This is a genomic window from Pseudoalteromonas phenolica (assembly GCF_005886345.1).
GTDB lineage: Bacteria > Pseudomonadota > Gammaproteobacteria > Enterobacterales > Alteromonadaceae > Pseudoalteromonas > Pseudoalteromonas phenolica_A.
In genome coordinates, this window is sequence record NZ_PNEC01000021.1 from 277,832 (window position 1) to 301,211 (window position 23,380).

18 protein-coding genes and 2 pseudogenes are annotated in these 23,380 nt (G+C 40.2%); 7 read left to right on the plus strand and 13 right to left on the minus strand.

Annotation, left to right across the window (positions count from 1 at the left end; all coding sequences use genetic code 11):
* The first annotated feature begins 539 nt into the window (after nt 1-539).
* Nucleotides 540-764: a hypothetical protein gene (locus tag CWB72_RS20730; RefSeq protein WP_212747886.1), complete on the plus strand. Its 225-nt coding sequence runs from the start codon at nt 540-542 to the stop codon at nt 762-764.
* A gap of 10 nt (nt 765-774) precedes the next feature.
* A complete protein-coding gene (locus CWB72_RS10930) occupies nt 775-1,728 on the plus strand; it encodes a GGDEF domain-containing protein (RefSeq protein WP_138631326.1) in 954 nt (317 codons plus the stop codon).
* Between the two features lie 36 nt (nt 1,729-1,764).
* Here CWB72_RS10930 and CWB72_RS10935 read toward each other — a convergent pair whose 3' ends face one another.
* The 7 genes and pseudogenes from CWB72_RS10935 to CWB72_RS10965 all read right to left on the minus strand — a co-directional run bounded on the left by CWB72_RS10935 (nt 1,765) and on the right by CWB72_RS10965 (nt 10,297).
* Nucleotides 1,765-3,786, minus strand: a complete 2,022-nt coding sequence (locus tag CWB72_RS10935; protein WP_138631328.1) for a S9 family peptidase — start codon at nt 3,784-3,786, stop codon at nt 1,765-1,767.
* Between the two features lie 126 nt (nt 3,787-3,912).
* Nucleotides 3,913-5,913 (minus strand): methyl-accepting chemotaxis protein, encoded by a 2,001-nt coding sequence (locus CWB72_RS10940; protein WP_138631330.1) that lies wholly within the window; start codon nt 5,911-5,913, stop codon nt 3,913-3,915.
* A 269-nt stretch (nt 5,914-6,182) separates the two neighbouring features.
* Nucleotides 6,183-6,729: pseudogene (locus CWB72_RS10945) on the minus strand (TIGR00645 family protein).
* Nucleotides 6,730-6,811: 82 nt separating this feature from the next.
* Entirely contained in the window at nt 6,812-7,867 is a 1,056-nt protein-coding gene (locus CWB72_RS10950; protein WP_252371535.1) for a methyl-accepting chemotaxis protein, read from the minus strand.
* A gap of 66 nt (nt 7,868-7,933) precedes the next feature.
* Nucleotides 7,934-8,295: pseudogene (locus CWB72_RS21135) on the minus strand (cache domain-containing protein); the annotation flags it as partial.
* A gap of 283 nt (nt 8,296-8,578) precedes the next feature.
* Nucleotides 8,579-9,379 (minus strand): PhzF family phenazine biosynthesis protein, encoded by an 801-nt coding sequence (locus CWB72_RS10960; protein ID WP_138631337.1) that lies wholly within the window; start codon nt 9,377-9,379, stop codon nt 8,579-8,581.
* A 297-nt stretch (nt 9,380-9,676) separates the two neighbouring features.
* A complete protein-coding gene (locus tag CWB72_RS10965; protein WP_138631339.1) occupies nt 9,677-10,297 on the minus strand; it encodes an MlaC/ttg2D family ABC transporter substrate-binding protein in 621 nt (206 codons plus the stop codon).
* Between the two features lie 234 nt (nt 10,298-10,531).
* Here CWB72_RS10965 and CWB72_RS10970 point away from each other — a divergent pair, with 234 nt between their 5' ends.
* Nucleotides 10,532-11,074, plus strand: a complete 543-nt coding sequence (locus CWB72_RS10970) for an acyloxyacyl hydrolase (protein ID WP_138631341.1) — start codon at nt 10,532-10,534, stop codon at nt 11,072-11,074.
* 70 nt (nt 11,075-11,144) lie between these two features.
* Here the strand turns inward: CWB72_RS10970 and CWB72_RS10975 are convergent, their stop codons facing one another.
* A complete protein-coding gene (locus CWB72_RS10975) occupies nt 11,145-12,146 on the minus strand; it encodes a zinc-binding dehydrogenase (protein ID WP_138631343.1) in 1,002 nt (333 codons plus the stop codon).
* A 253-nt stretch (nt 12,147-12,399) separates the two neighbouring features.
* On the opposite strand from CWB72_RS10975, the gene CWB72_RS10980 reads away from it, so the two are divergent.
* Complete coding sequence (locus tag CWB72_RS10980; RefSeq protein ID WP_138631345.1) at nt 12,400-13,347, plus strand: LysR family transcriptional regulator; 948 nt, start codon at nt 12,400-12,402, stop codon at nt 13,345-13,347.
* 85 nt (nt 13,348-13,432) lie between these two features.
* Here CWB72_RS10980 and CWB72_RS10985 read toward each other — a convergent pair whose 3' ends face one another.
* Both CWB72_RS10985 and CWB72_RS10990 read right to left on the minus strand, forming a co-directional pair.
* Nucleotides 13,433-14,992, minus strand: coding sequence for a leukocidin family pore-forming toxin (locus CWB72_RS10985; RefSeq protein WP_138631346.1), 1,560 nt, complete (start codon nt 14,990-14,992; stop codon nt 13,433-13,435).
* 296 nt (nt 14,993-15,288) lie between these two features.
* Nucleotides 15,289-16,056 (minus strand): SDR family NAD(P)-dependent oxidoreductase, encoded by a 768-nt coding sequence (locus CWB72_RS10990; protein WP_138631347.1) that lies wholly within the window; start codon nt 16,054-16,056, stop codon nt 15,289-15,291.
* Nucleotides 16,057-16,160: 104 nt separating this feature from the next.
* On the opposite strand from CWB72_RS10990, the gene CWB72_RS10995 reads away from it, so the two are divergent.
* The 3 genes from CWB72_RS10995 to CWB72_RS11005 all read left to right on the plus strand — a co-directional run bounded on the left by CWB72_RS10995 (nt 16,161) and on the right by CWB72_RS11005 (nt 17,501).
* Complete coding sequence (locus tag CWB72_RS10995) at nt 16,161-16,508, plus strand: winged helix-turn-helix transcriptional regulator (RefSeq protein WP_138631348.1); 348 nt, start codon at nt 16,161-16,163, stop codon at nt 16,506-16,508.
* Between the two features lie 118 nt (nt 16,509-16,626).
* Nucleotides 16,627-17,292 carry a DUF1826 domain-containing protein gene (locus CWB72_RS11000; RefSeq protein WP_138631350.1) on the plus strand — a complete coding sequence of 222 codons (666 nt, stop codon included), beginning with the start codon at nt 16,627-16,629 and terminating at the stop codon, nt 17,290-17,292.
* 53 nt (nt 17,293-17,345) lie between these two features.
* Nucleotides 17,346-17,501: a DUF4177 domain-containing protein gene (locus CWB72_RS11005; protein WP_289508449.1), complete on the plus strand. Its 156-nt coding sequence runs from the start codon at nt 17,346-17,348 to the stop codon at nt 17,499-17,501.
* A 56-nt stretch (nt 17,502-17,557) separates the two neighbouring features.
* On the opposite strand, the gene CWB72_RS11010 is transcribed toward CWB72_RS11005, so the two are convergent.
* The 3 genes from CWB72_RS11010 to CWB72_RS11020 all read right to left on the minus strand — a co-directional run bounded on the left by CWB72_RS11010 (nt 17,558) and on the right by CWB72_RS11020 (nt 23,253).
* Nucleotides 17,558-18,832, minus strand: a complete 1,275-nt coding sequence (locus tag CWB72_RS11010; RefSeq protein WP_252371529.1) for a carbohydrate porin — start codon at nt 18,830-18,832, stop codon at nt 17,558-17,560.
* Between the two features lie 403 nt (nt 18,833-19,235).
* Complete coding sequence (locus tag CWB72_RS11015; protein WP_138631352.1) at nt 19,236-21,680, minus strand: TonB-dependent receptor; 2,445 nt, start codon at nt 21,678-21,680, stop codon at nt 19,236-19,238.
* Nucleotides 21,681-21,978: 298 nt separating this feature from the next.
* Complete coding sequence (locus CWB72_RS11020; RefSeq protein WP_138631354.1) at nt 21,979-23,253, minus strand: Xaa-Pro dipeptidase; 1,275 nt, start codon at nt 23,251-23,253, stop codon at nt 21,979-21,981.
* Nucleotides 23,254-23,380: the final 127 nt, after the last annotated feature.

Genomic DNA, 23,380 nt, shown 5'->3' on the forward strand with positions numbered 1-23,380 from the left:
ATTGCGCCATTTAAATACGAGCATACCGCAGATGAGTTTTTGCAATTTGCGTTAAAACACGCAAACGTACCTGTAAAACAAGCTGTGACCCTCCTTCGATGCTAAGTCTATCCGAATACAGGCTTAAAAGATTACAACCATCAACAATTCATCGAAGACTTAGTTCAACAGCACATAGGAGAAGTGACACGCTGTTTAGAGCTTGGAGCACACAAAGTACAGATCGATTTCACAGAAGCAAGGTTATCTCTGAAGTTAGATCCCTCTGGTGAGTTACTCAATTCATTTGTCGATTTAATCAAAAATGTCTTTCACATTTCAATCAAGACGAGATCGCGCGTATAGGAGTTCACACTTGCCCTGGAGCCGATATTGATTCAACACACAGTGCAGAAGTCGACTACAAGTATTTACTACACTCTTTATTTGAAATCAATGCGGGTAACTTTTATGTTGCAAATAGAGGTGAGAAAGAACCTGAAAAAGCACTTTATTTACTCGGAAATGTGATAAAACCAGACCAAAGAGTTTTTATAGGCGTGACAGACCCTATCAGCAAAGAAATAGAAACACCTGAATCGGTATACGAGTTATTGCTCACTGCTGCGAAATATATTCCTGTGGAACAGTTGGGCTCTACAGATGACTGTGGCTTTTCTCCTTTTGCATACGATATATCAACAGCTAGAGAAGTTGCATATCAAAAGATAAAAGCTAGATTAGAAGGAACCAAACTGGCAGAAATGAAACTTGGGTTAAGTTAAAGTAACAAACATGACGAGTATAGAGCCAAGTTTTAACCAACATCAACTCAATCTTGAGATGGAGAATCACCAACTCAAAAAAGACCTTAGACAAAGGCAGTTTGAGCAGTTTACCTTGTCTAAGATACAGCAAGTCGCGAAGGTAGATACCTGGAAACTTAATCACCTCACCTATGACGTATGCCTCTCTCCCGAGCTATTGAACATGTTGGGGTTAACAAAGACGTCTTGTAAATTAAAATGGAATGAGTTCGTTAATCTAATCGATCCTGAAAAATGTTTGGCGCTTGAAACACAATTAATCCAACTTGAAGACGTTGAACACCCTGCGATTGTTCATACATTTTTAGACGATAAACTATTAGAACGCCACTTTAAGCATTTTAGTCATACGTTTACAAATAGCATTGGACAACCACTACGAACAGTCGGACTTATTCAAGAAATTACTGAAGAGTTTAACCAAGCAACAGAACTAGAACGACAAGCAATCACTGACGAGTTAACTAAATTATATAATCGAAGGAAAATAAATCGCTCTTTGCGCGAACTAATTAACGATTCAGCAAATACTGACATGCCTTTCTCAGTTATGCTGTTCGATTTTGATCATTTTAAAAGAGTCAATGATGTATTTGGGCATACTTTTGGTGATGAAATGCTTATGGCAACAACAGACATTATGAGGAAATTTTTACTTAGTTACGCACAGTATGGTCGCTGGGGAGGTGAAGAATTTCTTATCGTGGTCAAAAACATATCATTAACAGATGCTTGCAACATCGCTCAACACATCAAAAATACATTAAACACCATTATATTTCCAAACAATAAGCTTTTATCGGCCAGTTTTGGAGTAACGCAATTCAAGAGAGACCATAACTTTACAACCATACTCACTCGAGTCGACGAACTTATGTATAAGGCAAAGCAATCTGGCCGTAATTTGGTTGTGTGTGGTTAAATTGAAACCAAGCTAACCACACTATATCGAATTGTCCTACTTTTTATATTTCTCAAACCAAGCAAGAGTATGCTCGATTTTACTCACCATTCGCGATGGCTTCCCGGCAATACCATGTGGGGCTCCAGGAATTTTTACCAACACAGTATCAATTTTACGAAGTTTAAGGGCCTGATAATACTGCTCTGTCTCTGCCATTGGCGTTCGTAAATCTTCCTCACCTGTCATTAGCATCGTCGGTGTTGTTACATTGCCAACTAACGATAACGGAGAGCGTTGCCAGTAATGTTCAACATGCTCCCAAGGCATACCCGGAAATTGCGTTGGTATTTGTACTAAACCACTATCCGCGGTCAGTACTTTACTGAGCCAGTTAATAACAGGTTTTACGACGACAGCAGCATTAAATCTGTCGGTTAGGCCAATCGCGTAAGCTGTTGCAATGCCCCCCGCTGACCCACCAGCAATAAATAGATTGTCTTTATCTATAAAGCCTTTAGCTAGCATGGCATCAACGCCTGAATTGTGATCAGCAAAGTCTTCCTTCGAGCTGTATTTATACTTTAACAGCATCGCGAAACGCTCACCATAAGAGCTACTGCCTCGGTGGTTATCGTAAAACACCACATACCCTTGTGCTGCATAGCGCTGTAACTCAGCAGAAAAGTGAGAACCGTAAGCGAGATGTGGGCCACCGTGAATTTCAATCAATAGCGGATACTTTTTCTTAGGGTCAAAATTAGGGGGCGTGATATACCAACCTTGAATTTGCTCACCATCAAAGGAAGACTTGTAGGTAACTTCATGAACCTTACCTAGTGTTTTATGAGCAAGTAAATCTTCGTTTAAAGAAGTTAACTGTTTGGTATTCCCCTTAGTCGATGCTATTGCTACATCCGCTGGCCTTTGCGCTGTGCCATGGGTAAAGGCGATTTTACCAGAGTAATTCGCACTGAATTGACCGCTAATATAAGGTCTACCCAGTGTTGTGCCTGATAAGCTGTCAGCTAGGTCTTTGATATTGCCGCTTAAAGAAATCGCTGCAAGCTTACGCTTACCGAAATCATCATAAGCAATTGCCAATCTTGAATTACTGATCCAGGTTGGGTTTTGAATAGAGCGGTCAAAATCTTTGCCCACCATTTCAAACTCTTTATCTGACCAATCCATGATATTCAGCTTGTGATTTCGATAAGGATTCAACTTGCCAGAAGCACTTAAGAAAGCTAGCTTCTTACCGTCTCTAGAAAAACTCGGAGAATGCTCTCGACCAGGTTGAGTAGTGAGCTGAGTTAGCTTGCCCTTTAAATCTACACTGAATAAATTACCTTCTAAACGCTTATATTCCCAATCTTTAATTTTATTCGCTGAGAATACAATTTCTTCTGAGTTACTGTGCCAAGTAAGCTGACCTCCATGATGAAAATTGCCTGAAGTCAGTTGACGCGGCGTGCCGCCATCACTCGGTAAAATAAATATTTGACGGTAGCCAGGTTTAACTAATCCTCTGCCATCGGCTTGGTAATAGGCCTTATCAATAACAATTGCAGGCTCTGACCATGTCGCACCTTTTGGTTTGGCTGGCATTTTCGCAATTACAGAAGGCTTTTCATTAATCTGCTGACTAAAAGCAAGCCACTTGCCATCCGGAGACCAGGTTAAATTACTCACACTTGATTGAAGCTGGCTTAGAAGCGCTGTGCGATTTTGCTCTATGTAATGCACATGCACTTGGTAACTACCAGAAACATTACTAATGAATGCTATTTTTTTACCATCTGGCGACCATCTTGGGTGAAGGTATTGGTTTTCATTTGAAAATAACGGCGTTTGTTCACCACTTTTTACGTCTACTAACCACAAATTACGGCGTGTACTGTCTTTCATTATGTCATTTGAATTTCTGACATAAATGACCTGCTTGCCGTTTGGCGAAATTTGTGGGTCGTTTGCATACTCTAATGCGAAGATATCATTGGCATTAAATGTTGAATTTGCCTGAGCAAAAACAGGCAATAACGCCAGTGCTGAAAGTGTCTTTCTGATCCCAATACCCATAGTGATCCCTAATTAATAAATTTAGGTTATGAATACTAAAGTCAGCAGGAAATGTCATGGGTTTAGCGATGAAGTGAATAAAAGTGATGCCCACTAGCGGGGCATCTTTAAATGACTAAGTTTTATTTAATACTCGTAATTACATTCTTTACTGACCTTATAGCGTTCAATCATTTCATCCATATCGATTGCTGAGCCCGCTATATTGGTTGCCGCCTTAGCAATTTCCTCTGCACCAGCAACGTTTTCAGTCGCTTTTTGATAAATATCAACAATATTTTTGCTTACTTCTTCAATCGCGTTACTCTGCTGTTGAGTATTTGAAGAAACTGCTTCTGTCACCGCTTCAACTTGCTTTGCTTGTTCTACTATGGTTGCTAAAGCCTGTTTAATTTCTTCTGCTCGATTAGCAGCCTCTAATGCATTGTCTTTACCTTGGGTAATAATACTTGATGCTTCCTTTGAGCTTGTTTGAAGCTCTGCCACTAAAGAGGATATCTCTTCAGTCGACTTTTGCGTTCGACTAGCTAAGCTTCTAACTTCATCAGCCACAACCGCAAAGCCTCTTCCCTGCTCACCTGCTCTAGCTGCTTCAATGGCCGCATTAAGCGCCAATAAATTCGTTTGCTCTGCGATTTCTCGGATCATATTGACCATACTCGAAATGCTGCCTACTCGTTCATTTAAGGTATCAACCGATTGTGCTGAGCGCGCCATATCGTCTGATGCACTTTGTATTACATCAACCGCTTCACTGACCACCTTTTGACCATTTAGAGATTCATTGGCAACTGTTTTAGCAGCTTGTGAATTATCAGACATAGAGCTTGCAATAACTTGAATATTCGCAGTCATTTGCTCTGAAGCCGAGGCAATTGTTTTGATCCCCATTTGTTGTTCAACCAAGTTTTCTTGACTTTGACTAATAGCCACTGCGGTTTCATGAATTGATACTGTGATTTTTTTAGAAACTAAGCCAAGCTCAATTAAATCCTCTTCAAACTGCTTAGTTAGTGCATTGATTTTGTCTGCAGATTCACCAAGTTCATCAGAGCTGACTACTTCAATCTCATCAGCTAAATCACGTTCATTTATGGCTATCTCAATGCCTTTGGTTATTAATTCTGACTGACGGTGTCTTAGTTGAATAGATAAAAATAATGCCGCTGTGATAAGAAAACCAACCACAAATATGATTGCTTCGATTACGAGTACAGTAACCGCATCTTGTTGAATCTTGATGGCGGTTTTATCAACTAAGGTTAGTGCATTTTCTTCAGCTTGTTTCAACGTTTCAATACGTGTTGTTGCTGCATTAAACCAAGTTTGTGGATTTACTTCATAACCCGAATCTTTATTTTTAATAATCTGTCTAAAGCGGTTAACACTAGAAAACGATGATGAAGAAACTACCTCATCAAACAGAGCTTTCATCTCTTTAGGTGCAGCCTCTAGGGCTTCTTCAAGATAAACGCTTTGCTTAGTGAGCAGCCTGATATAGAGCGCTTTATCTGTATATGCCATTTTATCTTTTTTAAACACATCATAAAGCGTCGCTCTTTCAAGCATGGCCGACTCTTTGGCATTAGAAAAGTTATAAATTGATACCAATTCTTTTGCAATCAGATGATCATTACTGAGTCTTGAAGCCTTTATAACAATATGTAGACCCTTCAAGCTGATATCTGTGTAATATTGAGCAACGTTTGCGGGTGAAATTGAAGATGAATTAACCCCATTTCTAACCGAGTTTCTTCTATTTAATAACTGTAAAAACTCATTTAGCTCTTGCTGCATCGCACTGCTTAAGGACCATGTTTCTTTCTTTTTGACTAATTCTTGAATTAAATTATCCGTTGACCGTTGTTGACTATTAAATTGAGCGCTCTGTCTTGATTGCTTATCTTGTAGATAAAAGCCTGATAGCTCACGTTCTTTTTGTGTCTCATGAACAATGCTCAACACTGCGTGACTGAGAAAAGCGTTATATTCAGCATCATAAGCATTATTCATTTTCTTGAACGCCATACTCATGTCATAAGTAATTATCGCACCAAGTAAAATGCAAGGTAAAAGAACAACTAACGTGAGATGACTTGATATCTTTTTGGCTACAGCTACAAACATAGAGACAACTTATTTATTAATAAAAAGTTAACTGCTTTAAAATATAGAGGCTAAACTCACAATTTAGAAGCAATTATTCCTAATGAAATAATATTAGTATTTAGTCGAGCAAAGAGTAAAGCCTTTTACTTCAGAAACTTAAAAAGGGTAGAAAAACCAGCTCTGTATGAATAATTTATAAACAAAAAATACAAAGATGATAAATTTAGGAAGGCAACTCAACTTTACTGAAAGTAAGTGGCCTAAGATCAGTTTTTAAGAATTGTTTACTAATGATTATGTGTTTTGCTATTGATGTAATCGGTAATTGAAAAGAGTACGCCAGATATCACAAACGTTAGGTGAATACCCACTTTCCAAGCCAACTCTGTATTTGTTAATGTTTCCGAGCTAATAAAGACTTTTAATAGCTCTACAGCTGAAATCGCAACGATCGCACTAATAAGTTTGATTTTTAAACCCGAAAAGCCGACTTTACCCATCCAAGCGGGTCTATCTTTATGATCATCAATATCCAGTTTTGAAACAAAGTTTTCATAGCCACTAAAAATTATAATTAATAATAGACCGGCTAATAAAGCCGTATCAACTAAGGTTAATATGCCGACCAGTAAATCATTATTAGCAGTATCAAAGGCCGTCATTGTCATAACAAATAGCTGTTTGAAAAATTTAATTAGCAAAAGTAAGACAGCAAATAACAAACCTAAAAAGAAAGGCGCTAATAACCAGCGCCCCTTTAAATAGAGTTGACTCTAATTTGTATTCAAGTTTATTTCCTATTGAGGTGTGCTTTCTCATTATTCCCCCTTTCATTCTATGGCAGATATCATACTGGAATAAAACTTGATAATGTAACGAATACGATAATTTAGACCGTGTTACTATTTATCCATGCCTAAACTTTAAATTTAGACACATTTTTCTGTAAGTCCACGGCTAATGCCTTCAACTCATAGCCTGCTTGCGCTATCTCCTGCGTAGCTTCGACGGTGCTAGAAGTATGATCGCTCACCGTAATTATCCCGCGATTAATTTCTTCAGCAACAGCCGATTGCTCTTCAGAAGCCGTCACAATTTGCGTGCTCATTTCATTTATAACTGCAATGTCTTCTACAATTTCTTTTAACGCATGATCAGCATTTTGAGCTTGTTCAACTGTTCGCTCAGCATAAACCTGGCCTTCTTCCATCACGACTACGGCGTTGTGAGAATACTTTTGCAACTGTTCAATCATGCCTTGAATGCTTTCAGTCGATTCTTTGGTTCTTTGTGCAAGCGCCCTAACTTCATCAGCAACTACCGCAAAGCCCCGACCTTGCTCACCTGCTCTTGCAGCTTCAATTGCAGCATTAAGTGCGAGTAGATTCGTTTGCTCTGCAATACCGTTAATCACTGTGGTTACATTACCAATTTCTTCACTTACCAAGCCCAGTTTATGAATCACCGCCGCCGCTTTTTCAACTTCATTTGCTAAACCGCTGATGGCCTCAATAGCAATATTTAAAAGCGCCATGCCCTCACACGCTTCTTTATGAGCTTTATGCGCGGCATTGGCAGTGTTAACCACATTATGCGCCACTTCAGATACGGTCGCCGTCATCTCGTTCATGGCTGTGGCGGCTTGTTCAATTTCAATTTGTTGATTGGCCATTGCTTGCTTGGTATCGTTGGCGACACTTTCTAGGCTATGAGTAGAAACATTCAATTGCTCGACAGATGCATTACTGTTGAAGGCAATATCTCTAAAACTGGACAGCATATTATTCAGTCCCAAAGCAATCTGTGTGAGTTCATCTTTACCTTGAGTATCCACCGCGAGCGTAAGGTCCCCCGTCTCTTCAAGACGATGAATGGTGCTGCCTATTCTGTCTAATGGGCTGATAATACTGCGTAATACATTGACTGTGATAATGATTGATATGACGGCAATAACAATGATCAGCACCACCATGGTCGACACTTCTTGCCAGAACGTCGCCTGTACATCATCGATATAGATACCTGTGGCAATCACCCAACCCCAAGGAGAAAACTGTTTTGCATAAGAGATTTTATCAATCGGCGTCGAATTCGGTGTTTTTGGCCACATGTATTGCACAGAGCCTTCCCCAAAGCGCGTCGCTGCACTGACCATTTCTCGAATAAAATACACACCATTGGGGTCTTTCATAGCAGCAGAATTAGTGCTATTTAGCTTGGTTTAATCGGGTGCATCAGCATGGTGTGCTGGTTATCTAAAATAAACAAATACTCGTCATCAGCGTAACGCATTGCTTCAATAACTTGCTTGGCTTCAGTTTGCGCCTCTTCCAGCGTCATCTTTGAACTTGCCACTTGCTCTGCATAAAAACTTACTATGCCATCAGCAGTTTCAACAATGTGTTGTGTTTCAAGCTGTTTAGACTACTTTAATTCACTGTACAACGAATTAAGCATTAAGAAAGTAATGACAAGAATAACGGCAAAACAAGCGCTAACTTGCGCCCACAGTCGCGTTTTAACAGAGAGCTGTCGCAGTGTTGTTTCCATGATTTTCCTTAAGCATTAATCCCTGAGCTCAATGTAGCTCTAATAGCATGTTTTTCTACACGAAAACTAAATTAACAGCTCTTAGATTGTTCCGACAAGCGTGATCAACCCATCTTTTGACTTATGACAAATTTTACCTTTCATCGACTGTAATTGAACCCGATAAATAATGCACAGCCTGCCCTCGTAGCTTCACTCTGTCGCCTTCAATCACACATAAAAGCTCACCACCTCTTTTCGATGCCTGATAGGCTTTTAACTCAGTTTTATTCAGCCTTTGAGACCAGTAAGGTGCTAACCCCGTATGAATAGAGCCCGTTACCGGATCTTCATCGCCGCCATTCGCCGGCCAAAAATAACGTGACACAAAATCATGTTTTTCGCCTGGTGCAGTCACAACCACATCCAACGGTGCCAATTGTTTAAGTTGCTCAGTATTTTGTTCGACAGCTCTAACGTCAAACTCACTGTTATATATAGCAAAATAGGCCTGCTGATTTTTTAATACCTGTTGAGGCTTTATCGATAAACCAGCAATGAGCGCTTCGGGTATCTCTGCAATGGTTTCTGGTGCAAAACTCGGAAAGTCCATTTCAATATAGCCATTATCCAACTTGTTGATCTGCATAGCGCCTACCGCAGGCGCGCTCAGTGTTACCTGCTGAAAAGTTAGATTTTTATTAAAAAGCACAAACGCGGATGCTAAAGTTGCGTGACCACAAAATGCAATTTCGGTCAGTGGGGAAAACCAACGAATATCATAAATACCCGTTTCAACAGGCACTAAAAATGCTGTTTCAGATAAGTTATTTTCTGCAGCGATAGCCTGCATTAAGTTCTCGGTTAACCAAGTGTCTGTGATGATCACTGCTGCTGAATTGCCACCAAACTGAGTGGATGTAAAAGCATCCACAATGTCGATATTTAACTTCATAATTCCATTCACTTTATTTTAATTACCTAGAAACTAGCTGAGATTAAAAGGCAAGTGAAGTGATTAAGTGTTATGCATACAATTTTGATGATTATGAGAAATTAAAAGAAAATAAGCGGGCAAAACTGCGAAGGGTGCAAGTAAAGGGGACTGCCCGCTTGAAGAGTGTTGTTAAATAACAACTATGGAACTAAGTTCATTTAGTTACTTAATTTATAAGTAACTGGCTTAATGAGAAGTAACTGACTCTGTAAAATCAAGTTCAATATACTCACTTATTTCTGACTACAAACTGAATTAGCTCTTAGCAATCAATTCATTAGTTACTTTATCTATACCCACTTCACTAATGCGAGACACAATTTCTTTCTGCTTTGCATTCAACAGTGAAATACTTTCAGCAACTAAATCATAAACTTGCCATTCGCCTTTCTTGTTTTTTCTAAACTTAAATACAATGTCGATACTCGGAGCGCCCGGCTCTACAATCTCAGACTTAACTGAGGCAAACTTACTTTTGCTGTCTAAAACGGGTTCAATAAAGCGTACTTTTTGGCCCTTGTAACTCATTAACACATTGGCATACGTGCCCGTCAGATATTGTTCAACCGCATCTATAAAACTCACCGCTTGCTCACGTTTTACTTCTCTAACGTGTTTGCCTAGCAGTTTAAAAGAGACAAATTTAATGTCGATATGCGGCATCAGCTGAGCACTCACCAGCTTTTTAAGTTCAGCACGTTTTTTGTCTTCGTCTAAACCTTTCAACTTACCAATATCGATAAACAGCTGATCACCGACTGATTTGATTAATGTATAAGGTGTCTCGGTATTTGCTTGTTTAGAACCCGCGCCAGCACTGTATGCACTGAATAAAATTAATACTGAAAAGAATAAATACTGTATTGCAGTTTTCATAATGTGTCCCCGTTTAGTTAGTGAGTGCATGATACGAGTTTGTTTAATGATGAAAAAGACACACTTTTGCACTCTTTTGTTGCCAAAAATGCACACTAATAAAAAGTCTATGTATTTCAATTAGTTTTACTTTTGTTTCGTTTTCAGCATCAATATCGTGCACATTTGTTTGCATATAAACACAAATAGCTTTGTGAAAATACGCTCATTGAAATGATGAGGTTCACATTAACTATGAATTTACTGCGTTTATTGGCACTCGCCTTCTTACTAACATTTACTTCAACAGCATTTGCAGATAAAAAACACGGTTATGCTATTCACTATATTCATGGCGAAGGAGACGTAGATGGGATCAAGCTGGCTTATCAGTATCATCCTGAAAATTTACTGCCTGATGCTTGGAAAAACTTTGACTTACATTTTGAGACCAGCATTAACTTTTGGAATTATTCAGCTGCTGGCAAAGGTTCAAAAAGCAACCACGATACTAACTTTGTATTGGCTCTTACCCCTGTATTCAAATACCCAATCTCAACTTGGTATGAAAAACCCCTTTATTTAGAACTGGGTATTGGGCTGGCACTGCTAGACGACACACATTTTGCTGGTAAAAACGTTAGTACCCATTATCAATTTGAAGACAGACTCGGACTGGTTTATGACTTGGGAGATGCCAAAGTGGCCGTAAGGTATATGCATTACTCAAATGCGGGGTTCAAAAGCCCAAATCCAGGACTCGATTTTATTTCACTCTCGTATTCCAGCTTTTTTTGATTTTTTCCCAAAAGCTGTTGAAGGGTTGTGTGGCTTGGCCGATCAACCCTTTTTTAATAATAACCATAACTTATCTAATTTTGATAATCGGTCGCTTTGTACAAGTTTGAGTTAACAACATAGACAAGGCGTCGCGCACTGCGGCCACCTCGAAATCGATAATGTTTAATTCTGGCGCCTGAATACGCTTTTGTGCCACGTCTTGTAACAGCTGCTCACCCATAAAACGCAAATGTTGCTGTGCACATAAACTATTTGAAAGCCAAGCACCTGATACTGAGACCACCCCAATATTCGGCGCTTTTTCAAAAAGTAACTGCTCAGGAATAGTGCTAAAACCATTTAGACACGCAATACGACCACAAAAACGCAGATGTTGTAAATCTTCTAAGAAAGTTTCACCGCCTTGGGTATTAATGATGCAGTCAAATCCTGCATTGCCAATTTCTCTTTTAATCTGCTCACACACACCTTCCTGCTCACAATCGAACGCTAAGTCAGCCCCCAACTTTTCAAGACGCTTCTGATGAGGCTTTTGTGCAAATGCATAGACTTGCGCGCCTTGCTGTTTGGCATATTGAATCGCGAAGTGGGCAACCGCGCCTTGAGCACTGTTGATCAGTAAAGATTCACCTGATTGCAACTGCAGTTTGTTTAAGGCGATAAGTGCGGCCATACCTGCATTGGGTAAAGATACGGCAACGTCACTAGGTACTTCATCAGGGATCACAGAAACACTGTGGTTAGGCACCACCGCATATTCTTTTAACATGCCCTGTTGAGATAGACAGGCATTGAATAACACACGTGAGCCTTTATTAGGGAAAACGCCCTTTGGCGCGTCAACCACAGTGCCCACGGCATCGAGTCCCAAGACATGCGGGTACTGCCATTGTGAAAAGCCAGTCTGAGCTAATCGCGCGTCAACATGGTTCAAAGCAACATAATCGATGGCCACCAGCAATTCATTCGCTCCCAACTGCGGTACTTGACGTTCAGCACATTGCAAGTCGAAAGCCTCTCCGGCCTGAACGAGTTCTATGACTTTCATTGAATTGTTAACTGCAGACATACATTTCCTGTCATTAAAAGAATCAGTTTGTGATATCAAAACACGTCAATTATTGCAAAATAATTGCTAATTTGTCGCTTTTTGCTATTAAAACACGTCAATTCAAGTTCAACAACCTCACTGCGACAATTGTCAACATAAGGTAATGAAACCATTAAATTTATAATTTATGCTTTATTTGTAGATTATTTATCTAGTTTTACGCTTTCATTGGTGCCAAACTATCATCAATACTGATTTTTAGGATCGCATCGTGGATACAACCAGTCGTTTGATCATGTTACTTGAAGTTGTTGAACAAGGTTCTTTTTCAAAAGCTGCCGAGCTTAGAAACATTGATCGCTCTGTTATTTCAAAGCAAGTGAGTAAATTAGAAGAAGATTTGGGTGTTCGTTTACTCAACCGAACAACCCGCTCTTTCTCTTTGACTGCTGCCGGTGCTGAAATGGTAAAAAAAGCCGCTGAACTTAGATTATTGTTACAAGATACAGTGCAACTGGCTGAAAACTACCACCAAGAGCCTCGCGGTTTGCTGCGCATTACGGCGTCGAGTTACATTGGAAAGTTTTATCTCATGCCTGTCATTAATGACTTTCAAAAGCGTTTTCCGCAAGTCACCATAGACTTGAGACACGACGACAGAGTCGTAGATATGGTGTCTGAAGGCTTTGATTTAGCGTTTCGAATTGGTGAGCCTCGCGACTCTTCGCTTATAGCACGGAAAATTGCTCGTAATCGTATGCTTATTCTAGCCACGAAACAGTTTTTAGAAATTTATGGTGAGCCAAAAACCATGGCTGACCTAGAAGAGCTACCTGCTGCAGCCTATTCGAGTTCACATATCCGCTTTGAATCTATCAGTTACATAGATGAAAAAGGCGAACCTCAAGAGCAGCCTATTAACCCAGTGTTTAAATCAAACGACGGTGAAGCATTAGTTGAAAAAGTGCTTTCACATAATGCCTTTATGACTGCTCCCGCTTTCTTTTTTGCAAAACCCATGGAAGAAAGTGATTTAGTGCCAATTCTGACTGACGTGAATTTACCTGATTACAGTGCCATGTATGCCGTGTATCCGCACCGTGACTTGCCTGTTAGAACGCGATTATTTTTAGACGCTGCAAGACATTATATTGGTGATAAAACACCTATTTGGGAGAGAAACATTCCAAATATAAATGAATTATATCAAGCAAGTTAAAAAATCTCATACAATTCTAAATTGCTAACTATACAAAAAAGCGCATCCAAAGATGCGCTTACCAACAAGTAATCTATCCTGAAAATTATAGCTTTTTCAACCAAGCGTTATTAAATGATTGAGAGCCAACATATAGACTATGTATCCACCCTGTTTGCTTAGCACTCCATCCCCAAATGCTATTGTCAGTGAACCAAAGCTTACTGTTCTGTGTTGTCGTATTCATGGTCACTCTAAATTGACCATCGCGGTACTTATCGCCTAACCAAATAGCTTCAGTTGTATACTGCAAGCCATTTTTAGAAATGCTCGGTGTGCCTCTTAATCTAGCCCAACGAAAAATATCCTGGTACACCCAGTCGTTGATACTTTTATATTTATTCAAGCTCATGTTCCAAACAGCATTACTGCCATTTGATGTGGTACTTGTTTCCCAATCAATTAAATTCTCAGTGATGGTTTTTGATTCAGAATAACCAATACTCGCACCCAATGAAGGACCATCTTTGTCTACACCGCCTGAAATACTAAAATCGAAGCCAGAAGTAGAAGCAACACTGCTACTATTAACGGCATTTTGAGGCATACGTCGATATAATTGAAGACCGTCAGCGTCATTAATATTAATCTTCACCGAATGGTTTTTTAGAAAATAGGCTTTTTCATACTCCGAATTTACCTTCATGTTAGGATTCACACTGCCATTGGGGCTCACCGCAATCGCCGTATATTGATCCGTTCTGAATGCTCCAAAAGAGTAATGATTTAAAATATTTATGTCTGCTTGACCATTAATATGTTGATAAGGACGATTTACGACAATAGAAGCCCAGCATAATCTCTCATCTTTTGCTGCTTTTGGACATGAATAGCCTAGAGCACCTCCAGATGGTGTACTAGAAGTCGATATAAATGAATTATTAGTTTGCTGACCAAAAAACTCATGATTACCAGATTTAAAAGGCTTTCCAGACTCTAATAGAGAAATAGACTGCTTAATTGAACTCAATGCTTCTTCTAGTTTAGCCCCCTCCATTTTCACTAAACTATTTTTTAGTTCGCGATCGAATGTTTCAGGGATTGAAAAGCCATGCGAAGCTATAGAAGACTCTTCAAGCGTATTAACTTGGCCATCGTAAATATCTTGAAAGCCTCTATTGTCTCCTCCAGAAGCAATTCGTTGTTTTTCTGCTTTAACATCGCTAACTGTACTGCCAAACAAGTGGATCATACCGCCGTTTTGGTTATAGTCGGGTTTATAGATCATCACTTCAGCATCAGCAGTAAAAGGCATCTCGTCAAGAAAGACATTTTTAGCAAACTGAGTGTTTTCAAGAATAATCAATTTATTTTGCTTCATCGCCTCTGCAATGTAGCCATTAAGCTTTTTAGCTTCACCATAAAAGTCAGCCAAATTAGCATGAATGATAGATGCCGAAGCTACATGCTTTTCGATATTTGAGTGAGTTTCAAAACCCTCTGCACTAATATGCATGTCGTTTTTTACTCCCACCATCAAGTTTGCACTTAAAGGAGTTTCAGAACCTCCAATAGAAATAACCGTATCAGTATTTGCCTTCGAATGAGGCGCATAATGCATACCTACAGACAGTAGACCCATCATAATTAAATTTAATTTTTTCATTTTAAATCCCGTATCCTTCAAATTTAAATTATTTAAAAATTAACGCCAAACCAATCCAAATGAATGAGTTTAGACACGGAAAACTTACCCAAAGCCATACTAAAGATCAATAAAAATTTAATTAAATGTTAATAAAAAGGCAACAATAAAGCTCAAGCTCAACCTGAATTTACTCTTAAATACTTGTTAGCCTTGCCTTTTAATTAAGCAAGCCGACAAACAAAATACGATCTATTTTAAAAATTCAACATTGAGCCTAAACACCTGTATTTTGAAGTTCAAATTTAAATATTGCGCTAATTCCTACCCGCCATCACACCGCCGTCCACATCTAAAGTGCTGCCTGTGATCCAACTTGCATCATCTGATAATAAAAAGACGATACTGTTAGCAATATCATTTGGCTCACCCACTCGTCCTATTGGGTGAAATGCATTAAAACTGTTTAAGGTAGAGTCTATGTCTTCAGGCGCAATAAAAGAGCCATAAATCGGGGTTTTAACCACAGCCGGAGACACCGCATTAACGCGGATTTTGTCGTCAGCGAGTTCCATAGCCAAATGCTGAGTAAAAGCATGCAAGCCAGCTTTTGCCATTGAATACGCCGACGAAGGCGTGGCTTTGATGGCTTGCTTTGCCCACATAGACCCTATGTTCACTATGCTACCGCTACCCGCTTTTTGCATATTCTTGACAACAGCTTGAGTCAGTAGAAATGTTGCTTTATTTAAATCATGGTATTGATTGTAATCAGCTAAAGTGTGCTCAACAAAAGCCAATGGTGAAAAATAGCCAGCCGCATTCACTAAGTAACCATAGTGTGTAGACGATGCATTAATCTTGCTCGCTAGTGCCTTTACAGCATCAATGTCATATAAATCGATCTGTGTGCCAGATACTTGACCTAGACCGCTCAGCTCACTGACGGCTTTATCGAGTTTTTCTGCATTATTCGCTAATATTTCTACATTAAGTCCGAGCTCTAATAGTGCCTTTGCCGTCTCGAAACCCATACCACTAGAACCGCCAATAATCATCACTGTGTCTGCATTTGAAAATTTCATAATCACATCTCTTGTTTGTAAAAGTCGTGATAATATTAGTTTTACGAAAAGCCTCTGAATAGTAAGCACAATTTGGTTAGGTAGGTACTTTTTGGTACATCTTTATGACAGCAAACGAAAAAATATTTCCAAGAAAATTAGCGCCTCAATCTAGCGCCCGCATGGTCGAAACCATTTATGGCTGTAAATGGTCTTTAACTGTGTATCAATTATTAGATGAAGGAATAAACCGACCCGGTGAAATGGTACGCCAAGTTGAGGGGCTAACCACCAAAGTGCTTAATCAATGTCTTAAGCGTAATGTCGAGTTTGGTATTTTAGAAAAGCAAGTATTCAACGAACTCCCTCCTCGTGTTGAATATCAAGTGACTCCGTTTGGCGAAAAGTTTTTAGCCATTCTTGAGCAGTTAGAAAACTTACAATCTGAGATAGATTTACTAAAAAACGAGTAGAGTCAAACTTTTTAGATGCATAAAAGCATTTGTGTAATGGGTTTAACAAATCGCAACTAGAAATTGATACTCTATAACATTACAATCAAAATTACCGTCACTTAAATTGTAAATAAACATGGCTTACTCAAATACCGCCGAGCAGCTTGAAGTAGCATCAAGCGTCTCTGTGTCTGACGAGTTTCAAATACTCACTGACATCTATAACGAACACATCAATATTGCGATTTGGCAACACACTTTATCTTCTGACATTTTAAAAGAGTCGCAAAACATCATTGAGAACGCGCCAAGCCTTCAAGAAGTGATTGCCGCTGAACCTGAACATGCATTTGAGCAATTAAGCAGCAGCCATCGTGCATTGAAAGCAAGTCCAGCTCTGTGTGATCACATCGCAGTTCTAGTCGATATGTTCTGTACTTTGTTTGAAGCCAAGCGTGCTGGTGTGCGTTTGTCGGTTTTAGACAAGGCAATGTGCCCTAAATTTCATGTCGACAAAATCCCTTGTCGTTTAGTCACCACTTTTGAAGGTGTGGCCACAGAATGGCTCCTTAACGAACATGTTGAACGTTCAAAGCTCGGTGCGGGCAGCCAAGGCCTTGATGACGAACAGTCAGGTATTATGACCGTGCTGAACGCCATTCAGACACTTGAAGCCGGCGATGTTGCCTTGCTAAAAGGTGAAGGTTGGGCAGGTAATGAAGGTAAAGGCTTAGTTCACCGCTCCCCGGGTTTAGCCGAAGGTAAAAAACGTTTGTTACTCACACTCGATTTGATTGATTAACCTCACTTTTACTTTCTAAAACCCCTTTTGATCTTAGCTTTGCAGCCATTCAAATTGCAAAGCTACCTGATTTACAGTCAATCTTAAATCAAGAAGGACAAGATGGGTGGCCGCTCGTTCAAATACTCACACCTGAACTCGCACAAAATGCATTAGTTGGAAAAACCGGAAACTTACTTGCTATCTTCCAGCGAGAAATCACTCACTGATAAAATAACTGAGGCGCAAATAAGCGCCTCTTGAGCTTAACTAACTCTCAGTTTTATCAGAAGTAATAACCTACGTTAATATTCAGCCTTCTTTCAAAATTGTCACTGTTGCCAGCAATCGAGCCGCCAACAAAAGGTTGGTTTTTCGCATGCACCAAATCAACATACGTAAACAACGCGCCAGCTGAAATCGACATACCCGTAATATTCATCCAAGTATTGGCAGTATCATCTGATTTATTATAAACGCTGCCAAAGTCGTTATAGAAACTCAGTTGAGAAATAGGGCCAATATCTACCGATAGATCGTAAGACACTGCAAGGTTAGTGCTGGTCGCCTCACTGGCGATGGTGTCATACATGGAGTTAGCACCTACAACGATTTGTCTCACATTGTCTATGTGATATTGATACTGAGTATGCTGTAAATGCACGCGCCATTGGCCGATATGCGTCGAAGCATGCAGCGCCCAAGCTTCATGGTCGCCTATGCGACTCACGCCATCATGCAAACCGCCATCAAGCGCTGAAAAACCAACATGGGTTGTGCCAAACTGATGTTCAAGTTGATAAGTATAGCGGCCCACTAGCGTATTATATTCCGCTAAAGTCGTTGTTGGTGCATCATGGATGTTTTCACCACGTAACCTTATCCCTAGCGCATCGACCGAATAGCGATCTTTGCGCTCTTCAGCACCGCCATCAACGCCACCATGTTCGTCGTTTTTGAAAAATGCGATGTCTAATACGCTGCTTTCGGTTGCCTTATGTTTGAGTACCAATCCTAAGTCATAATCTTCTTGCAAGCCAATGAAGTAATTCGGACTCATAAAGTAACTATGAAAGCCACTATGGGGTGCATTGCCAAATGGCACTGGCGCTAAGCCCAGTTGCCCATGCCAGTCATCACTGAAGTCGTAATCTAGATATGCAAATTTAACCACACGCATATAATCTAAGAAGCGGATCTCTGCATTTACACCGATGTCGGCAATGCCACCTGAAAAGTTCAAGCGCACTAAATCAAAGTCGATGTCGCCGCCACGCTTTTCGTTGTCATCATCATACGACACCATGTTGTAGTTAAACCGAATAGCACCACCGACATGAATATCTGGGGCAGCATTAACCACCACCTCTTTGCTGTTCTGTGCTTTGATCTGTTTTACTTGCTGCTCTAGCACAGTGATTTGTTGCTCTAACTTTTCAAGCTCAGTATTAGCTGTATTGCCTGCAGCCTCAACAGAAGTTGATACTAAAAATGACGACACCATAGTGGTGCTAAAAAGTGCCACTGTACAGGCCGAAAAGCGAGGTGAAAAAAGAGACATAAAAGCGAATTTCCGAGGTGAGAGTAAGAAAATTCGCGCAAGCCTAGCCTACTCTTTTTGTGTATTCAAATTGGGGAAAATTGCAAAACTGCTAGTGATGTAAGCGAAGAATTTAAAGGCTGTTTAAACTCGTAAACAATGTAAATGAAAAGAAAACTCGTGCTATTTAGCACCGCTACACAAGAAGATAAGAAACCAAAGTTATACAATTAAATACACTAAAAATCATGAGCTTGATATCTTCTTTTACGTAATCGATCATCAACCGTAAATTCTCTGTAACTTTCACCACTCTGAATGCTTGATTTTCAACCACTTAAATCCAAATTGACTGTTTGCTCAAGGTTTAATCAAAAACAAAAAAGAGCGCCGCAGCGCTCTTAATTGTACTCAGTTTTATGAATTAGAAAGCATACGTTACTTTTAATTTCACATTGCGCTCGTCCCCTGGCATACCGCCTAAGAACATGGCTTTGTTGTAATACACTTTGTCGAATAAATTGTAGATATTCGCTTGGACTTTCCAGTTGTCATTGCTGTAGCTGACACCTGCATCAAAGACGCTGTAACTTGGTACATATCCGTCAGGAATACCAAATGAAGTAGAGTGCGTGCTGCGGTTATCAACATACTTGTGACCTAAACTGAAGTTAATTGGTTCAGCGAAATCAAACAGCTCTTTTGAATAAGTAACCCAACTCCCTACCGTCATATAAGGCACCCCTTTTTGACGTGTATCGAATGAGTCTCGGTTTGGATCTTTCTTATCTCGCGCATCTTGAAAAACCGCGTTAAAGTTAAGCTTCCACTCATCAGTTAATACTGCGTTTAGGTCAAGCTCTACACCCTTAGTTTGCTCTTTCCCATCAAAGAAGCTCTTTGGTACGCTCGCGGCCGACACCCCCTCTTCATAATCCGGGTTGGCATACTCTAAATTAGTACGGCTGCTATCAAAAACGATGAATGAAGCGACAAGTTGATCATCAAATGCTTTAACACGTAAGCCGATATCGTTTGAGATTGACTCTGAATCTTCACGGTCATTCTCATTACCGTAAATGGTTCCCAATACGCTATATGCCGTGCGGCCTTTGGCATGGTTAACAAACATAGATACATCATCAGTAAACTTATAACTCGCACCTAAGTTAAACGTTAAGCCGCTATCTGAGGTATCTTGCTCTGGCGTTGGCTCTGCAGCACTTGCACGGTACCTTGCATCTACACCAAAGTGCTCATAACTTTGCTTAATACGGTTATACGCCACACCTACTCGCGTTGTAATGCCATTTTCAAAATAAGCAACATGCTGTGCGCCTAAGCCCCACGCATTCACTGTTTTATTGTAATCACTGGTTTTTAACGGATCGTGATCTTCAAAGCTGCCCGTTGCCCAATTCGGGTTTCGAATATCAAAAATGTAAGGTAATTTACCTTGGTAAATCACGTCACCCTCTTTGTTTTTAATGACTTTATCAGCATCGTAAATTGAGTATTGCTTAAAGCGGATATCGCGATCTTCGTAGTTTGCGTTGACTAAAAACTCATTATCAACATTGCCTAAAGTAAAGTCATAGCGAAGATCGGCAAAGTACTGCCAAGATTGCTCTTCGGCTTCTACTTTGCGATATTCCTGACGACGCGCAGCATAAGGGTAAAGTACATCATCAACCACTAAAGGCGCTCGCGGATCAGCATTGATGGTGCCACGACGGTTCCAGTATACATAGTTATACGCACCGGTTTGTCGGGCAAAGCCAGAATCATAGTTTCGGAATTGCAGTTGGTGGTTTAACGTTAAGTCATTAGTGAAAGCAATGTTATGCGTCAGTTTTACACGTAACTCTTCGCCTTCATTGTCTTTTGCCATTGGCGAAATAATACCGTTATGACCAAATGTATAAGGCGTTAAGCCATCATTGGCTGCCAATGAGTTTGCAAGTTGTTGACGCTGAGCATCCGATAATTGCACGCCTTTGCCTTCAGGATCATTAATTAAATCTTGCCAGCTAGCTTCACCTGCGGTTTTGCCATCAACAGATTCAGCATTATAAATTCGAATTGGGTGACCAATTGAGTCAACCGCAATGGCATCTTTGATATAAGCCGTTGAAAGCATGATGTCTTGCGCATCACTAAGCACATACTTGAAACTGACATACGCTTCATCTCTGTCATTGCTTAAATCACGATAGCCATCACTGCGCTCCGTTTTAACAAGCACACGGTAAGCTAGATCGTCAGTAATACCAGCAGTTGAGTCCATTTCTACAGAGTATGTGTTCCACTGACCAAGCTCTGCGGTTAAGGCGTGCTGCTCTTCAAATTCTGGCTTTTTCTCAATCAAGTTGATCACACCGCCGGCACTGCCCATACCATACAAACCTGTTGCTGGGCCTTTTAATACTTCGATTGACTCAACGTTGGTCAAAGATCGTGTTGGGTTAAAAGTATTGCCTAAACCTGCACCACCATACATGCCATCATAGGTATAGTTGGCGCCTAAACCTCGCACCACTAGGTTATCACCGATGCCATAGTTGTTACCCGCTTGCGTCACACCACTGATATTACGCACAAGATCTTGCAGATTTGAAACGCCTTGTGCGTTGATGAGTTCGCTGTCGACAATCACAACTGCCGCAGGAGTTTCCATCAGAGACATGTCTGACTTAGTGGCTAGACCCGAGTTCATGACAACTTGGTTTTGGCGTCCATAAACACTGATCACTTCAATGTCAGAGTTATCGGTTGCCGAGCTATTATTTGCATCTGCTTTTGCTTGCGCAGAAGTGAAAGGTGAGACCGCACAAGCGGCTGCGATGAGAGATAAGCTAAATTTTTTCATGTTGGAATATGTGCTCTAGTTTCAAATCGCGCACAGGCTAAATAAAAACAATTATCATTGCAATGATCATTTATAGAATATTTTTATTCGCGCAATTTTTAAACTAACTTGTCAATGTCTAACAAATTTAATGTAATGAAAATGTATTAAATACAGATAAGTACATATAGAGACAGGGACAAGCCCAAATAAAAACAAAGCAAATTCTTTGCAAGCGAAGGGTTATGATCAGTAAAGTTTTTAACAAAGTAACAAGCGCTTCAGTTTATTAAAAAGAATGAAGCGCTCAATGAATGATTTAGCGGTTATAAACTTCTATTTCGCCATCTTTCACTACCAAGCTGACTTGCTCCATAACAGAGATATTCTCTAAAGGATTACCCTTAACCGCGATAAAGTCCGCGTATTTTCCAACGTCTAAAGAACCTAGTTTTTGCTCTTGTTTTAATAAAGTTGCTGGTGTGATGGTCGCCGCTTGTAAGGCTTGCAATTCGGTCATACCAAACTTCACCATACGACTGAACTGTTTGCCGTTGTCGCCATGAGGATAAACACCCGCATCTGAGCCAAATACCATTCTTACACCCGCTTTTACTGCTTTACCAAAACTCGCACGTTGCCTAGCACCTACGACTCGCTCTTTATTTAAGCTTTCTTCTAAAATGCCAGCTTTTTCGCCTTCACCTAAAATATACTCGGTGTTGTAAATATCCATTGAGAAATAAGTGCCGTGCTTTTTCGCAAGCTTAATGGCTTCATCATCTAAAAAGCTCACGTGCTCAACTGAATCTACACCCGCTTTAATTGCTGATTTTATACCCTCTGTACCATGAGCATGAGCAGCAACAGTCAAACCACGTAAATGTGCCTCTGAAACAATGGCGTCCATTTCTTCTTGAGTATATTGCTGCGCTCCTACTTTAGTGCCTTTAGAGAGCACACCACCGGTCGCACAATACTTAATCACATCGGCACCAAATTTAATGTTTTCACGTACTTTGGCACGCACCGCCCAAGGGCCATCAGCAACCCCTTTTGCTGTTACGGCATGTTCGTGAGTCAATAGGTTGTTATCACAATGACCACCTGTTACCCCCAGTGACGGGCCTGAAGCAAAAATACGTGGCCCTGGTACATCGCCGTCATAAATTGCTTGTTTTAATGCGATATCTGAGTACCCGACAGCGCCTAAGTTACGTACTGAGGTAAAACCCGCTTCTAAGGTGCGTTTTGCGTTACGTACACCAGTAATCGCGGCGCGTTGAGAAGTGCGCTGTAAACGCTTATAACCATGTACTTGAGAATCACTGGTTAAGTGCACATGCATATCAAATAACCCTGGTAATAATGTGTGCCCCGGTAATTTAATGATTTTGTAGTCACCAGCTAAATGCGTGTGACCACGTTTGATCTCAGAAATTTTGTTGTCATCAACGACCAGCGTAACAGGCTTGAGCAATTTGCCTGTTTTAACATCGAGAGCCGCATCAGCATGAATAATTAAGTCTTCGGCTAACACCGACATGCTCACAGTTAAAGCGAATATGCTTAGCGCTATTGAGGTGAGTTTCATATTAGGCCTTTATTGTTTTAAGTGTAGTTATTCTCTGTTTTTCATTAATCCATAAACTTTGTGTCATTGCACGTTTTTGCGACTTTGACAACACATTGAAACATAGTGTAAAAATGTTTATTTATTG

Excerpts from the sequence above, each read along its gene's own strand:
- CWB72_RS11010 (WP_252371529.1), bottom strand. The coding sequence starts at position 18,832 with ATGTCTCTTTTTTCACCTCGCTTTTCGGCCTGTACAGTGGCACTTTTT.
- CWB72_RS10935 (WP_138631328.1), bottom strand. The coding sequence starts at position 3,786 with ATGGGTATTGGGATCAGAAAGACACTTTCAGCACTGGCGTTATTGCCT.
- CWB72_RS11015 (WP_138631352.1), bottom strand. The coding sequence starts at position 21,680 with ATGAAAAAATTTAGCTTATCTCTCATCGCAGCCGCTTGTGCGGTCTCA.
- CWB72_RS11000 (WP_138631350.1), top strand. The coding sequence starts at position 16,627 with ATGGCTTACTCAAATACCGCCGAGCAGCTTGAAGTAGCATCAAGCGTC.
- CWB72_RS10950 (WP_252371535.1), bottom strand. The coding sequence starts at position 7,867 with ATGGTGGTGCTGATCATTGTTATTGCCGTCATATCAATCATTATCACA.
- CWB72_RS11020 (WP_138631354.1), bottom strand. The coding sequence starts at position 23,253 with ATGAAACTCACCTCAATAGCGCTAAGCATATTCGCTTTAACTGTGAGC.
- CWB72_RS10960 (WP_138631337.1), bottom strand. The coding sequence starts at position 9,379 with ATGAAGTTAAATATCGACATTGTGGATGCTTTTACATCCACTCAGTTT.
- CWB72_RS10930 (WP_138631326.1), top strand. The coding sequence starts at position 775 with ATGACGAGTATAGAGCCAAGTTTTAACCAACATCAACTCAATCTTGAG.
- CWB72_RS10965 (WP_138631339.1), bottom strand. The coding sequence starts at position 10,297 with ATGAAAACTGCAATACAGTATTTATTCTTTTCAGTATTAATTTTATTC.
- CWB72_RS10970 (WP_138631341.1), top strand. The coding sequence starts at position 10,532 with ATGAATTTACTGCGTTTATTGGCACTCGCCTTCTTACTAACATTTACT.
- CWB72_RS10975 (WP_138631343.1), bottom strand. The coding sequence starts at position 12,146 with ATGTCTGCAGTTAACAATTCAATGAAAGTCATAGAACTCGTTCAGGCC.
- CWB72_RS10940 (WP_138631330.1), bottom strand. The coding sequence starts at position 5,913 with ATGTTTGTAGCTGTAGCCAAAAAGATATCAAGTCATCTCACGTTAGTT.
- CWB72_RS10995 (WP_138631348.1), top strand. The coding sequence starts at position 16,161 with ATGACAGCAAACGAAAAAATATTTCCAAGAAAATTAGCGCCTCAATCT.
- CWB72_RS10990 (WP_138631347.1), bottom strand. The coding sequence starts at position 16,056 with ATGAAATTTTCAAATGCAGACACAGTGATGATTATTGGCGGTTCTAGT.
- CWB72_RS10985 (WP_138631346.1), bottom strand. The coding sequence starts at position 14,992 with ATGAAAAAATTAAATTTAATTATGATGGGTCTACTGTCTGTAGGTATG.